Annotated in this window: 12 protein-coding genes and 1 other RNA gene; 11 read left to right on the plus strand and 2 right to left on the minus strand. The window is 64.3% G+C overall.

Annotation, left to right across the window (positions count from 1 at the left end; all coding sequences use genetic code 11):
- The first annotated feature begins 9 nt into the window (after positions 1–9).
- Genes ACP7BZ_RS08535 through ACP7BZ_RS08545 form a run of 3 tightly spaced genes read left to right on the plus strand, consistent with a single transcriptional unit; the run spans position 10 to position 1,773 of the window.
- Positions 10–552: a DUF3833 domain-containing protein gene (locus ACP7BZ_RS08535; RefSeq protein WP_426112047.1), complete on the plus strand. Its 543-nt coding sequence runs from the start codon at positions 10–12 to the stop codon at positions 550–552.
- Between the two features lie 13 nt (positions 553–565).
- Positions 566–1,336, plus strand: a complete 771-nt coding sequence (locus ACP7BZ_RS08540) for an SDR family NAD(P)-dependent oxidoreductase (RefSeq protein WP_426112414.1) — start codon at positions 566–568, stop codon at positions 1,334–1,336.
- Complete coding sequence (locus tag ACP7BZ_RS08545) at positions 1,333–1,773, plus strand: nuclear transport factor 2 family protein (protein ID WP_426112049.1); 441 nt, start codon at positions 1,333–1,335, stop codon at positions 1,771–1,773. The genes ACP7BZ_RS08540 and ACP7BZ_RS08545 overlap by 4 nt, the downstream gene beginning before the upstream one ends.
- Before the next feature lie 74 nt (positions 1,774–1,847).
- On the opposite strand, the gene ACP7BZ_RS08550 is transcribed toward ACP7BZ_RS08545, so the two are convergent.
- The gene (locus ACP7BZ_RS08550; protein ID WP_426112051.1) at positions 1,848–3,545 is read right to left on the minus strand and encodes a thiamine pyrophosphate-binding protein; all 1,698 of its coding nucleotides are present in this window, start codon (positions 3,543–3,545) and stop codon (positions 1,848–1,850) included.
- Between the two features lie 226 nt (positions 3,546–3,771).
- Here ACP7BZ_RS08550 and ACP7BZ_RS08555 point away from each other — a divergent pair, with 226 nt between their 5' ends.
- Positions 3,772–4,335, plus strand: coding sequence for a hypothetical protein (locus tag ACP7BZ_RS08555; RefSeq protein WP_426112053.1), 564 nt, complete (start codon positions 3,772–3,774; stop codon positions 4,333–4,335).
- Between the two features lie 55 nt (positions 4,336–4,390).
- Positions 4,391–4,743: RNase P RNA component class A (gene rnpB, locus ACP7BZ_RS08560), an RNA gene on the plus strand.
- A gap of 29 nt (positions 4,744–4,772) precedes the next feature.
- Here rnpB and ACP7BZ_RS08565 read toward each other — a convergent pair.
- Positions 4,773–6,374: a methyl-accepting chemotaxis protein gene (locus ACP7BZ_RS08565; RefSeq protein WP_426112055.1), complete on the minus strand. Its 1,602-nt coding sequence runs from the start codon at positions 6,372–6,374 to the stop codon at positions 4,773–4,775.
- Between the two features lie 561 nt (positions 6,375–6,935).
- Here ACP7BZ_RS08565 and mraZ point away from each other — a divergent pair.
- Genes mraZ through ACP7BZ_RS08595 form a run of 6 tightly spaced genes read left to right on the plus strand, consistent with a single transcriptional unit; the run spans position 6,936 to position 13,352 of the window.
- The gene (mraZ, locus tag ACP7BZ_RS08570) at positions 6,936–7,364 is read left to right on the plus strand and encodes a division/cell wall cluster transcriptional repressor MraZ (RefSeq protein ID WP_426112416.1); all 429 of its coding nucleotides are present in this window, start codon (positions 6,936–6,938) and stop codon (positions 7,362–7,364) included.
- 9 nt (positions 7,365–7,373) lie between these two features.
- Positions 7,374–8,351 carry a 16S rRNA (cytosine(1402)-N(4))-methyltransferase RsmH gene (rsmH, locus tag ACP7BZ_RS08575; RefSeq protein ID WP_426112057.1) on the plus strand — a complete coding sequence of 326 codons (978 nt, stop codon included), beginning with the start codon at positions 7,374–7,376 and terminating at the stop codon, positions 8,349–8,351.
- The gene (gene ftsL / locus ACP7BZ_RS08580; protein WP_426112059.1) at positions 8,348–8,620 is read left to right on the plus strand and encodes a cell division protein FtsL; all 273 of its coding nucleotides are present in this window, start codon (positions 8,348–8,350) and stop codon (positions 8,618–8,620) included. Before rsmH ends, ftsL begins: the two co-directional genes overlap by 4 nt.
- Entirely contained in the window at positions 8,617–10,389 is a 1,773-nt protein-coding gene (locus ACP7BZ_RS08585; protein ID WP_426112061.1) for a peptidoglycan D,D-transpeptidase FtsI family protein, read from the plus strand. The genes ftsL and ACP7BZ_RS08585 overlap by 4 nt, the downstream gene beginning before the upstream one ends.
- Positions 10,390–11,934 (plus strand): UDP-N-acetylmuramoyl-L-alanyl-D-glutamate--2,6-diaminopimelate ligase, encoded by a 1,545-nt coding sequence (locus tag ACP7BZ_RS08590; RefSeq protein ID WP_426112063.1) that lies wholly within the window; start codon positions 10,390–10,392, stop codon positions 11,932–11,934.
- Positions 11,934–13,352, plus strand: coding sequence for a UDP-N-acetylmuramoyl-tripeptide--D-alanyl-D-alanine ligase (locus ACP7BZ_RS08595; protein ID WP_426112065.1), 1,419 nt, complete (start codon positions 11,934–11,936; stop codon positions 13,350–13,352). The genes ACP7BZ_RS08590 and ACP7BZ_RS08595 overlap by 1 nt, the downstream gene beginning before the upstream one ends.

Below are 13,352 nucleotides of genomic sequence, written 5' to 3' on the forward strand. Positions count from 1 at the left end.
GGACTGACCATGAAACTGCCAATGCTGCTTTCCCTCCGCCTCGCCGCCATCGCCATCGCCGTCGGCCTGGCTGGCTGCGCTTCTCCCACGCCCGAGCTGTATGCCAAGGAACAGCCGGCGCTCGACGTCACCCGCTATTTCAACGGCACCCTCGATGCCCACGGCATGTTCCAGGACCGCTCGGGCGCCGTCATCAAGCGCTTTGTCGTCGTCATGCGCGCCAGCTGGCAGGGCGATACCGGCATTCTCGATGAAGATTTTACCTATGCTGACGGGGCCCGCCAAAAGCGCGTCTGGACCCTGAAAAAGACGGGCGCCAATACGTTTAGTGCCACCGCGCCCGACGTCGTTGGCACTGCCCAGGGCGTGGTCGCTGGCAATGCGCTGCGCTGGAAGTACGTGCTGGCGCAACCGGTGGGCGAGAAGGTCTACAACTTCGACATGGAAGACTGGATGTTCCTGATCGACGACAAGGTCATGCTCAACCGTACAGCGATGAGCAAATTCGGCGTCGATGTCGGCAGTGTCACCCTGTCGTTCACCAAGCGTTGAGCGGCCGGCCATGATGAATCCCCGTATCGATCACTGGCAAGACCGGCGCGTCTGGCTGATTGGCGCGTCAACCGGCATTGGCGCTGCCGCCGCCCGCTTGCTGCTCGCGCGCGGCGCCCGCGTGGCGCTGTCGGCGCGCAAGCGCGAACCGCTCGAACAGCTGGCGGCGGCATCGCCATCGAAGGCGCTGGTGCTGCCGATGGATGTGCTCGACCATGGCGCCATCGTGCGGTCGCGCGACGACATCAAGGCTGCCTGGGGCGGCATCGACCTGGTGCTGGTGCTCGCCGGCGGCTACAACGAAATGCGCGCCGACGCCATCGACCTGGTGGCCGCCGAAGCGATGATCGACCTGAACATCCGCGGCGCCTATTATGTGCTCGACGCCGTCATTCCACAGCTGCTGGCGCAGGGCGCCGGTGGCATCGGCCTGGTCGCTTCAGTGGCCGGCTACGGCGGCTTGCCGAAGGCGCTGGTGTACGGTCCCACCAAGGCGGCGCTGATCAACCTCACCGAGTGCCTGTATCTGGACCTGCACGACAAGGGCATCGGCGTCTACCAGATCAACCCCGGCTTCGTCGACACCCCGCTCACCGCCGGCAATGATTTTAAAATGCCGGCCCTGATGAGCGCTGACGACGCCGCCCTGGCGATGGTCGATGGGATCGAGCGGGGTCACTTCCACATCCACTTTCCAAAGCGGTTCACGTTTGGCCTGCGGCTCGCGCGGCTGCTGCCATACCGCCTGTACTTCTGGCTGATTCACAAGGTGACCGGGCTATGACGGCGGCGCCCAACGAGGCTGCGCTGGAGCGTTTGATCGGCTTTTACGAGAGCATCAGCGAAGCGGCGCTGGCGCAGCTGGCCTGCATCTATGCGGCCGATGCAGCGTTCAAGGACCCCTTTAATGAGGTGCGCGGGATCGCCCCCATCACGGCGATTTTTCGCCACATGTACCAGCAGGTCAACGATCCCCGCTTCGTCATTCGCACCCGCGTGCTGCAGGGTGACGACGCTTTTATCAGCTGGGAATTTGGCTTCACCATGAAGCGCTTTTCGACTGCGCCGCAGACCATTCGCGGGGCCACCCATGTGCGCTTCGATGGCCAGGGCAGGGTGTGTTTGCACCGCGATTATTGGGATGCTGCTGAAGAGCTGTACGAAAAGCTGCCGCTGCTGGGCGGCTTGATGCGCGCGCTTAAGCGTCGCGCTGCGAGTTAACCCGCCGTTTTAGACAGGCATCGTTGGGACAGGCGCCGCAGGTGCCAGCCCCACAGGTCTGAACCGACCGCGCCTCAACCCCGCGCTTGCTCCGCCGCCGCGCGAATCGCGTCAAGCGTCGCCCCCGGCGTAATCAAATTGCCGTCGTAACGCAGTTCGATCAGCGCCGGCAGCGCGTGCTCGCGCGTGTGCGCCAGCGCGCGCGCCAGCGCCGGGCCAAATTGCGCGGTCTCGCTCACCACTTCGCCCGCCGCCCCATACGCCTGCGCCAGCGCGGCAAAATCGGGATTGTGCAGGGCGGTGCCGCAGACCCGGCCCGGATAGTTTTTTTCCTGGTGCATGCGGATCGTGCCGAACATCGAATTATTAAACACGATGATGATCACGCCCGCCTGGTACTGCACCGCGGTGGCCAGTTCCTGGCCGTTCATCATGAATTCGCCGTCGCCGGCAAAGGTGACCACGGTGCGCGCCGGGTCGATGATCTTGGCGGCGATGCCGGCCGGTACCCCATAGCCCATGGCGCCGCTGGTGGGCGCCAGCTGCGTGCGCATCGGTCCGTACTGGTAAAAGCGGTGCGCCCAGGTGGCGTAGTTACCGGCGCCATTGGTAATGATGGCGTCGGCCGGCAGCGCCGCCTGCAGTTGCTGGACCAGCTGCCACAGGTCGAGCGCGGCGCTGCCGTCCTGGAAAATCGGCGGCTGCCGCTGCCATGCCTGCAGCTGCGCGCGGCCGTCTGCCGCCGTCTGTTGCCAGGCAGTGGCGTCGACCGCCGGCATCGCTGCCAGCATCGCCGCCGCCTGCGGTGCGCCGCTGGCGATCAGCAGCGCGGCTTGATACACGCTGCCCAGTTCCAGCGGGTCCGGGTGGATGTGAATGAGCTGCTGGCGCGGCACTGGCGCTTCGATCAGGGTATAGCCGCTGGTGGTCATCTCGCCTAAGCGGGGACCGAAGGCGATGATCAGGTCGGCCTGGCGCACGCGCGCGGCCAGCTGCGGGTTGATGCCGATGCCGACGTCGCCGATGTATTGCCGGTGGCCGTTGTCGAACAGGTCCTGGAAGCGGAAGGCGCACGCCACCGGCAGCGCATTCGCCTCGGCGAAGCGGCGCACATCGGCGCAGGCCTGGGCGGTCCAGGTGGCGCCGCCCAGCAGCAGCAGGGGGCGCTTGGCGGCTGCCAGCATGGCACGCAGCTGGTCGATCTGGGCCGCCGCCGGTGACGCCTGCACCGCTTGATAGGCGCCGGTGTTGGCCACCGCCGCCCGCGTCACCAGCATGTCTTCCGGCAGCGCCAGCACCACCGGGCCGGGCCGGCCGCTGGTGGCGACCTGAAAGGCGCGGGCGATGTATTCGGGGATGCGCTCGGCGCGGTCGATCTGCGCCACCCACTTGGCCATCTGGCCGTACATACGGCGGTAATCGATTTCCTGGAATGCTTCGCGGTCCATGAAGTCCAGGCCCACCTGGCCGACGAACAAAATCATCGGCGTCGAATCCTGGTAGGCCGTATGCACGCCGATGGCGGCATTGGTGGCGCCGGGACCGCGGGTGACGAAGCAGATGCCGGGTTTGCCCGTCATTTTGCCGTAGGCCTCGGCCATGAAAGCGGCGCCGCCTTCCTGCCGGTTGATGACGAACTCGATGGCCGAACCGTGCAGGGCGTCGAGCACATCGAGGTAGCTCTCGCCAGGCACGCCAAAGGCGGTGTCGACGCCGTGAATGCGAAGGGCGTCGACCAGGATCTGGCCGCCGCTGCGGGATGGATGGGTCATGGCAGGCCTCTCGAGCACGTCTAAATGGGTGGCACCATTTTAAGCGAGCGCTGCCGGGCCAGCTTTTGCAATGGCGACAGCAATTTTCAGATTCCCCGCCCGCCGCACTGCGCGCCAGAATAATACTGATTGACTAAGATTCGTCGGGAAATTAAAGTTCCCCATATGATATTGTGCGGTGCAATGGTTGTTTTCCCTAATCCTGGCTTTCGACTGAAAGTGTGCCATGAAAATTGCGCGACCCGTCGTATTGACGACGGCCCTGACTGCTCTGCTGGCCGTTTTGCTGTGCGGCTGCGCCAGCCCGGCGCGCAGCGACCATATGGCGGTGACCGCCACGCCCCAGCAGCGCATGGCCATCACGGCATTGCGCGGCAATATCGCGGTGCAGGACGTCAGTGGTGGCCAGGGCAGCAACCGCCTGTGGACCTCGAAAGTGGACAACCGCCAGTTCGCCGAAGCATTGACGATGTCGCTGGCCGATGCGGGTTTGCTGGCGGCCGATCCCGCCAGCGCCCGCTACGCCCTGTCGGCGCGCATGGAGCGGCTCGAGCAGCCCTTGACGGGCATGAACCTGACGGTCACCGCCACCGTCAGCTATTCGCTGGTGGAACGGGCCAGCGGCCACGAGTTGCTGCACCGTACCTACACCTTGCCGTACACGGCGCCATTTGGCGACACCTTCGGCGCCCTCGACCGCATGCGGCTGGCCAATGAAGGTGCCGTCAAGGTCAATATCGCCGCGCTGGCGGATGACCTGGTGGCCTTGCCGCTGCGGCCATCGAACTGAGCCAATCATCCAAAGGAGCTGCCGCCGGCGCCCATTGCGGTTAGAATGGCGCCGTGATGCAGGCCAAGACAGTCGCTGGCTGGTGTTTGATAACTTGTTATCGGGCGCTGGCGGGAGGAAGGTCCGGACTCCATAGAGCAGGGTGACGGTTAACGGCCGTCCGCTGAAAGCCGCAAGGTATAAGGCGAGGAACAGGGCCACAGAGACGAGCGTATTTAGTTACGGTGAAACGCGGTAACCTCCACCCGGAGCAATCCCAAATAGGCACGCGTTGAGGCGGCTCGCGGAGCGTGCGGGTAGGGAGCTTGAGCGCCTGAGCAATCAGGCGCCTAGAGGAATGGCTGTCATAGCGGCGGCGCGCAAGCGTCGCTGCCGTAACAAAATCCGGCCTATCGGTCTGCTTCACACTAATTTTTGCAGTCATTTGCCTGCTTACTTCAAGTAATCGCCGCGCCCAGCCGGCGTGCATGGGTCAGCAGTTCATGCGCCGCGCGCGCCGAGCTCTCTGCCGCCAGCGCATTTTGCTGGGTCGAGCCGTCCAGCTCTCCCATCGCGCTCGACACTGCCGAAATCGCCGTGCCTTGCGTGTGCGTGATGGTGGCCACCTGGGCCGCCAGTGCGCCCACCTGCGAGCACGCCGCTTCAATATCACCGACTGCAGCATGCATCCGTTGCAGGCGCTCGGCGGCGTTGCCCAATTCGCTATTGACGGTGGCATTCACATGGTCGACCTGGTCGACGATATGGGTAACCCGTTCGGCCAGCGCGCGCACTTCGCGCGCAATCACGGCAAAGCCAGCGCCCGCATGGCCGGCGTGCGCCGCTTCGACGTTGGCATTGATCGCCAGGATATTCGTTTGCATGGCCAGGTCGCGCACTGTTTCCATCAAGCTCGTCACCTGCCGGGTGGCCGCCTGCATGCCATTAAACGCGGTGGTGACGTCGCGCGAGGCGGCGGTGCCCGAATCGACCAGTTTCAGGGCGTGCTGCGCCAGTTCCGTCACCTGATCCGACTGGCGCGTGGTTTGCTGCACGCCACTGGCGATGTCGGCCACCGACTGCGATACCGAGGCGATGCTGGCGGCCTGCTGTTCGGCGCTGGCACTGAGGCTGGCGCTGGTGTGCTGCATGGCGTTGCCGGTGGCGGTCAGCACGGTCAGGCGGTCTTGCACATCGCGCAGCACGCCGGCGGTGCGCATGGTCATCTGGTTCATGCCACTGGCCAGGCTGAGGACGGCGTCATCGCCGCTGCCCGTAAAATGCGCCAGCGGGGTGCCGCTGATGACTTGACCGATCGTGTGGTTGAGTTCGTTAAGGGGCTGGAGAATGCGCAGGTTTAAATAGGCAAAGCCGATCCACGGCACCACCGCTGCGGTGACCCAGGCGCCCGTCAGCGCCCACTGCGGCATCCCCAGCGCGGGCGCCGCCACCGCCATCGCCACTGCCGCCGACAGCATCGCGCAACAGCCGGCCAGGCGCGCGCCGACCGGGCGCGTCATCAGCCAGTGATTCAGGCGCAGGGGGGCGAAGCGGCGGATCGGCACGCCTTCGTGCAATAGATAGGGGCCGGCAGCGTAGGCGGCGCGGGCGGCGGCCGTCGGCAGTGCCGTACCAGCGTCGAGCTGGCGATAAACGGCAATCGCCGCCGCCACTTCTTCCTTGCTGGCGCGCACCCGCACGCTCATGTAGCCGTGCACCACGCCGCCGCTGGCAATCGGCGTGATGAAAGCACGCACCCAGTAAAAGCCGCCATTGCAGCGCTGGTTCTTGATGATGCCGGACCACGACTTGCCCTTTTTGAGGGTGGCCCAGATGTCGGCAAACACGCTGCGCGGCATGTCAGGGTGGCGCACCAGTTTGTGGCTGTGGCCCAGCAGGTCGTCGAGCGCGCACGCCGCCGAGGTGACGAAGGCATCGTTGGCATAGGTGATCAGTCCCTGCAGGTCGGTGCGGGTGATCAGCACATCGTCCTTGGCGATCACAAATTCCAGCTTGGTATCACCATAGTCGAGGCGTGACGAAGATTGCTTAGTTAACATATTACTCACGGGTACGTTTCATTCAAAGGTGCGCCAGGGTCACGCCCCGGATGCGGGGGCAGGGCCGCACGGCAGGGCGATCCTGTTCGCTATACAAACAAGTAATGTATTTCTTTTTAAAAACCTATTTTTTATAGGGGAATTATATACCAGCAGCATGTGGGGGATGTGGCGTTGTGTTGCCGGGTGAACACAAAGTGATGGACGCGTTTTTTGCCGGGATCCCCTGACCATGTGTTGCCAGTATTGAACTGAGGACATTATTTTTCCGTCATCTGTAACACCCCCTGTGACCCGCTAAAGATGAGGTGCAACATTAAGGCTCTGCCATAAGTATCTAATTTATCGACCTTTTTTTTCGAGCCACTTTCTCCGGTAAGTGCGCTAAGTCATTGACTTCATTAGCAAATTTCCCATTTTCGTGAAGAAAACCGCTTGACCCTGCTCGGACCATCCACTAAAGTGGGTGAACGTGTGGAAAAGTGTAGTTTTGTGGGGCAAAAATCGCTCCCCGATGCGCAAACTAAACCGACTACTCCAACTACCATCAGGCAAATCACCGTGTTTCAAGGCGCGTCCGCAATCAATCTCGATGCAAAGGGCAGGATGTCCATCCCGGCCAAGCATCGCGACGCGCTCGCCGTTCAGTGCGAAGGCCGCCTGACCTTGACCCGCCACCCGCATGGTTGCCTGTTGTTCTTCCCCCGTCCCGTGTGGGAATCTCACCGTGAACAGATTGCCGGCTGGCCCATGTCGGCGCGTGCCTGGCAGCGCATTTTCCTCGGCAACGCCTGCGACGTCGAGATGGATGCGGCGGGCCGCATCCTGATCGCGCCGGAACTGCGCAGTGCCGTCGGGCTGGCCAAGGATGTGATGTTGCTCGGCATGGGCAGCCATTTTGAAATCTGGGACGCGGCCAGGCTGGCCGCTGACGAGCAGGAAGCGGTGGCCGGTGGTATGCCCGATGTTCTTTCCAATTTTTCTTTCTGAGGCGCCGCAATGACTGACGTAACGGTGCCGGAGTACAAGCACCTGACAGTGTTGCTTGACGAAGCGGTCGACGCCCTCGATCTGGCCGGCGCACGCGCCAACGGCATCTATATCGATGGCACCTTCGGGCGTGGCGGTCACAGCCGCCTGATCCTGTCGCGCCTGGGCCAGAACGGCCGGCTGATCGGCTTCGACAAAGATCTACAGGCGATCGCCACCGCCGCCACCATCGATGATCCGCGCTTTAGCATCGTCCACGACAGCTTTGCCACCATGCAAACGGCGCTGGCTGAATGCGGCTTGACGCAGGTCGACGGCATCCTGCTCGACCTCGGCATTTCTTCGCCGCAGGTCGACGACGCCGCCCGCGGCTTTTCTTTCCGCAACGACGGTCCCCTCGACATGCGCATGGACACCACGCGCGGCATGTCCGCCGCTGACTGGCTGGCCGTGGAAACCGAACAAAAAATTGAAAAGGTGATACGAGAATATGGGGAAGAACGGTTTGCTTTTCAGATTGCAAAGGCGATTGTTGCTCGCAGGGCAGTCGAACCAATTTCAAGCACACGACAGCTTGCCAGTCTCGTGGCAGGCGCGGTCAAGACTCGGGAAAAGGGCAAGGATCCGGCCACCCGTACCTTTCAGGCTATCCGGATTCACATCAATGCGGAACTTGAAGACCTCGCGGCTGGGCTGAGCGCTGCCTACGCCATGCTGGCGCCTGGCGCGCGCATGGCGGTGATCAGTTTTCATTCGCTGGAAGACCGCATCGTCAAGCAGTTCTTCGCCGCCAAGGTCAAGCTCGAGCAGCCCGACCGCCGCCTGCCGATCCGCGCCGTCGATTTGCCGCAGCCCCTGATGAAGCTGATTCTCAAAACCAAGCCATCGGACGCTGAAGTGGCGGCCAATCCCCGTTCGCGCTCGGCGGTGCTGCGGGTGGCCGAACGGTTGCCGGCGTCGGCGCTGTCGATGAAAGGTGCGGCATGAGCAGCAAGGTCAACCTGGTGCTGCTGGCCCTGCTGGTCGCCTGTGCGCTGTCGGTCGTCAAGGCGCAGTACATCGCGCGCCACCTGTTCATCGATCTCGAAGCGCTGCAGCAGCAGTCGCGCCAGCTCGACATCGACTGGGCCCAGCTGCAGCTGGACCAGTCGACGCTGGGTAAAAATGCCCGCATCGAACAGATCGCCCGCACTGACCTGAACATGACGCCGCTGACCCCCGCGCGCACCCAGTACCTGACGGAAGGCGCCAAATGAAGCGCGGCGCGGACAAGAGCGGCGCCCGGGTGGCGGCCTCGCGGGGCGTCAAGTTTTCCACCAGCCCGCTGCTGGCGGTGCGCCTGCCCAGCTGGCGTTCGCGGGTGGTGCTGGTGGTGTTGTTTTGCGCTTTCGCCGCGCTGGCCGGCCGCGCCCTGTGGCTGCAGGCGGTGTCGCGCCAGTTCCTGCAAAAGCAGGGCGCCAGCCGCTACGAGCGCACCCTCGAACTGCCCGCCACGCGCGGCAAGATCATGGACCGCAACGGCCAGGTGCTCGCTTCGTCGATCCCCGTCAAGGCGGTATGGGCGATCCCTGACGACGTGCTGGCCGAGCCGCCGGAAAAACTGCGCAAGCTGGCCGCCCTGCTGGAGATGAGCGAGGCTGAGCTGCGCAAAAAACTCGACTCCGACCGCACCTTCGTCTACCTCAAACGGCAGGTCGAGATGGATGTGATCGAGCAGATCAAACAGCTCGACATCGATGGCCTCGACACCCGCAAGGAATACAAGCGCTTCTATCCGCAGGGTGAAGTGATGACCCACATGGTGGGCTTTACCAGCGTCGAAGACGTCGGCCAGGAGAGCATGGAACTGGCCCAGCAAAAAACCCTGGTGGGCGCTGTCGGCAGCCGCAAGGTGATCAAGGACCGCCTCGGCCACATCGTCGAAGACGTCGGCCTGTCGAAAGAGCCGCACGATGGCAAGGACCTGACGCTGTCGGTCGACAGCAAGCTGCAGTACATTGCGTTTACCAGCATTAAAGAGGCGGTGGAAAAATTCCACGCCAAGGCCGGCGCCGCCGTGGTGCTCGACGTGCACACCGGCGAAGTGCTGGCGCTGGCCAACTGGCCCACCTACAATCCCAACGATCGCAGCAAGCTGACGGGCGAGCAGTTGCGCAACCGCGTCATCACTGACACCTTCGAGCCGGGATCGACCTTGAAACCGTTCACGGTGGCGCTGGCGCTCGACACCAACCGGGTCAAGCCGAGCACCCTGTTCGACACCACCCTGTCGGGCCGCTACGTGGTCGGTGACAAGACCATCCGCGACACCCACCCGCACGGCATGATCGACGTCTCCACCATCATCCAGAAGTCGTCGAATATCGGCGTGTCGAAAATGGCGCTGGCCATGCCGCCGCAGGAAATGTGGGAAATGTTCACCAAGGCCGGCTTCGGCCAGGCGCCCCGTTTCGGCTTTCCCGGCGCCGTCGCCGGCCGCGTGCGGCCGTACAAATCGTGGCGCCCCATCGAGCAGGCGAATATGTCGTTCGGCCAGGGTATCTCGGTGTCGCTGCTGCAGCTGGCGCGTTCCTACATGATCTTCGCCCGCGATGGCGACATCATTCCGCTGTCGTTCCAGAAGGTGACGGAAAAACCCGTTGGCCAGCAAGTGATCTCGGCGAAAACCGCCGCCGAAATGCGCGCCATGCTGGAAACCGTGGTGCTGCCGGGCGGTACCGCCACGCAGGCGCAGGTGCCCGGCTACCGCGTTGGCGGCAAGACCGGCACGGCGCAAAAATTCGTCAACGGCCACTATTCGCAAACCCGCTACATCGGCTCGTTCGCCGGCATCGCCCCCATGTCGAATCCCCGCTTCGTCATCGCCGTCATGGTCGACGATCCGTCCGGCGCCATCCACACCGGTGGCGGCGTCGCCGCGCCAACGTTTGCCGCGCTGGCCGCCAACGCCCTGCGCGCGGCGAATGTGTCGCCCGACTCGACGGTGACGGAAATCATCCACCCTGAAAACTCGCAGGAGGAATGAATGACGCCCATTGACATCGCCGCCTGGATCGCCAACGCTGCCCCGCAAGGCAGGTTGGCCACCGACTCGCGCCTGCTCCAGCCGGGCGACGTCTTCTTTGCCTATCCGGGCGATGCCGTCGATGGCCGCCAGTTCATCGACAGCGCCGTCGAACGGGGCGCTGCCGCCGTGCTGTTCGATCCCGATCATTTCGTCGCCAATGCCGCCTTGCGCGTGCCGCAGCTGGCGGTGCCCGCCCTGAAGGCGAATGCCGGGCCGATCGCCCACGCGCTGCGCCATCAGCCCGACCGCGCCATGTTCAGCGTCGGCGTCACCGGCACCAATGGCAAGACCTCGGTGGCGCTGTGGCTGGGCCAGGCCTTGTCGCGGCTGGGACAGAATGCCGCCGTCATCGGCACCCTTGGCGTTGGCCTGTTCAACGCTCACGCCAAGGGCGCAGCGCAGTTCGATGTCACCGGCTACACCACGCCGGACGCGGTGATGCTGGCCGAACGGCTGGCCGGCCTGCGCGACGCGGGAGCGACCGCACTGGCCATCGAAGTATCGTCGATCGGTCTGGTGCAGGGGCGCACGCGCGGCATGCATTTCGATGTCGCCGTATTTACCAATCTGACGCGCGACCATCTCGATTTTCACGGCGACATGGCCAGCTATGAAGCGGCCAAGGTCACCCTGTTCGAGTGGCCCGGCCTGCAGGCGGCAGTCATTAACCTCGACGACGCTGCCGGCCTGCGCCTGGTGCAGCACCTGCGCACGCATGGTCCGCAGCTGGCGCTGACCGGCTACACCCTGCAGGATGCGGGCGCGCTGGCCGATATCGATGGCGTGACCATGCTGCGCGCGGCGCAGTGCCGCAGCAAACATGGCGGCACCGAGTTTCAGCTGACCACGGCGCTGGGCAATGCGACGGTGAAAACTGCGCTGGTGGGCCACTTCAATATCAGCAATGCGCTGGCGGTGCTGGGCACCCTGCTGGTCAAACAGGTCGCCCTGAAAGCGGCCGTCGACGCCGTCGAAGCGCTCACGCCAGCGCCGGGCCGCATGCAGCAGGTGGACGGCCAGGGCAGCGTCGACGGCCCGCTGGTCATCGTCGACTACGCCCATACTCCCGACGCCCTGGAAAAAACCCTGGCGGCCTTAAAACAGGTGGCGCACCAGCGCGGCGGCGAACTGTGGTGCGTGTTCGGTTGCGGCGGCGACCGCGATCCCGGCAAGCGCGCGCCGATGGGCGCCATTGCGCAGATCGCCGAACACGTGTTCGTCACCAGCGACAACCCGCGCAGCGAAGAGCCGGCCGCCATCATCGCCGACATCGTCAAGGGCATCGACCCGGCGCGCGCCGGCAGCAGCTTGCATACCATCGAAGACCGCGCCGCCGCCATCCTGCTGGCCATCAAGCAGGCGGCGCGCCCGGACGTCATTCTGCTGGCCGGTAAGGGCCATGAGCCGTACCAGGAAATCAAGGGCCGCAAGCTGGCATTTTCGGACTTCGACCACGCTTCGCTGGCGCTGACCGCGCGTGCCACCATGCTGAGGGGCAGCTGATGCAGGCCCGCCTGTCCGACCTGCTGGCGCACTTGCCGGGCGCGCGCCTGACTGGCGAGGCGTTATTTGACGGCGTCTCCACCGACAGCCGCACGCTGGGCGCCGGCCAGCTGTTCGTCGTCCTGCGCGGCGAGACGTATGATGCGCACAGCTTCTTGCCGACCCTCGCCGCTGACAGGCTGGCCGCCGCCGTCATCGCTGAAACGCTGCCGGCCGGCTGGACCCTGCCGGCACTGATCGTGCCAAACACCCTGACGGCGCTGGGCCAGCTGGGCCACTACTGGCGCACGCAGTTCAGCGGCCCGGTGATCGGCGTCACTGGCAGCAATGGCAAGACCACGGTCAAAGAAATGATCGCCGCCATCCTCGCCGCCGCCTTTGGTCAAGCGCACCGGCTGGCCACGCGCGGCAACCTGAATAATGAAATCGGCGTGCCACTGACCCTGTTTGGCCTGGGAGCACAGCACCGCGCCGCCGTCATCGAGATGGGCATGAACCATCCCGGCGAAATCGCCCGGCTCGCCGCGATTGCCGCGCCTACCGTCGCCATGGTCAACAACGCCCAGCGCGAGCACCAGGAATTCATGCACACCGTGGAAGCGGTGGCACGCGAAAACGGCGCCGTGCTGGCGGCCCTGCCGGCGTCCGGTTGCGCGGTCTATCCGGCCGATGACGTCTACACGTCGCTGTGGGCGGGCCTGGCGGGAGCGCGTCGCTCGATCACCTTTGGCCTTGATGCCAGCGCTGACGTCAGCTGCACCTATGTTGCTGGTGCGTTTGGCAGCGAGCTCACAGTGACGGCGCGCATCGATGACGGCGCCGCCCAGGTGTTTGGCGTCGCGCTGGCTGCCGCCGGCGTGCACAACGTGCGCAATGCGCTCGCCGCGATGGCCTGCGCCTTTGCTGCCGGCGTGCCGCAGGCGGCCATCGTCGCCGGCCTGCAGGCGTTTGCGCCGGTCAGCGGGCGCCTGCAACGCAAGCCTGGTGCCAACGGCATCACCGTCATCGACGACAGCTACAACGCCAACCCCGACTCGGTGCGCGCCGCCATTGCGGTGCTGGCACAAGCGCCTGCGCCGCGCATCCTGGTATTGGGCGACATGGGCGAGGTGGGCACCCAGGGCCGCCAGTTCCATGAAGAGATCGCCGCCTGCGCGGGCGCTGCCGGCATTGAGTCCGTGCTGGTCACCGGTGAACTGACACGCCACATGCAGGGCCGGCCCGACGCGCCGGCGGTACAACATTTTGAACAGTTTGACGAGTTATTGGCAGCACTGGATACAGCACTGGGCAGTAAGTCTGACGCGACTGTGTTGGTGAAGGGCTCGCGTTTCATGAAGATGGAACGCGTGGTCCGGCACCTGACTGGCACACACAATTCTGACAATACTGACAACACTGGCAAGGAAGCCCATTAA

This window comes from Massilia sp. PWRC2 (genome assembly GCF_049896725.1).
Taxonomy (GTDB): Bacteria; Pseudomonadota; Gammaproteobacteria; order Burkholderiales; family Burkholderiaceae_D; genus JAFCUW01.

Coding starts and splice junctions, on each gene's coding strand:
- ACP7BZ_RS08565 (WP_426112055.1), bottom strand. CDS start 6,374: ATGTTAACTAAGCAATCTTCGTCACGCCTCGACTATGGTGATACCAAG.
- rsmH (WP_426112057.1), top strand. CDS start 7,374: ATGACTGACGTAACGGTGCCGGAGTACAAGCACCTGACAGTGTTGCTT.
- ftsL (WP_426112059.1), top strand. CDS start 8,348: ATGAGCAGCAAGGTCAACCTGGTGCTGCTGGCCCTGCTGGTCGCCTGT.
- ACP7BZ_RS08545 (WP_426112049.1), top strand. CDS start 1,333: ATGACGGCGGCGCCCAACGAGGCTGCGCTGGAGCGTTTGATCGGCTTT.
- ACP7BZ_RS08590 (WP_426112063.1), top strand. CDS start 10,390: ATGACGCCCATTGACATCGCCGCCTGGATCGCCAACGCTGCCCCGCAA.
- ACP7BZ_RS08540 (WP_426112414.1), top strand. CDS start 566: ATGAATCCCCGTATCGATCACTGGCAAGACCGGCGCGTCTGGCTGATT.
- ACP7BZ_RS08595 (WP_426112065.1), top strand. CDS start 11,934: ATGCAGGCCCGCCTGTCCGACCTGCTGGCGCACTTGCCGGGCGCGCGC.
- ACP7BZ_RS08550 (WP_426112051.1), bottom strand. CDS start 3,545: ATGACCCATCCATCCCGCAGCGGCGGCCAGATCCTGGTCGACGCCCTT.
- ACP7BZ_RS08585 (WP_426112061.1), top strand. CDS start 8,617: ATGAAGCGCGGCGCGGACAAGAGCGGCGCCCGGGTGGCGGCCTCGCGG.
- ACP7BZ_RS08555 (WP_426112053.1), top strand. CDS start 3,772: ATGAAAATTGCGCGACCCGTCGTATTGACGACGGCCCTGACTGCTCTG.
- ACP7BZ_RS08535 (WP_426112047.1), top strand. CDS start 10: ATGAAACTGCCAATGCTGCTTTCCCTCCGCCTCGCCGCCATCGCCATC.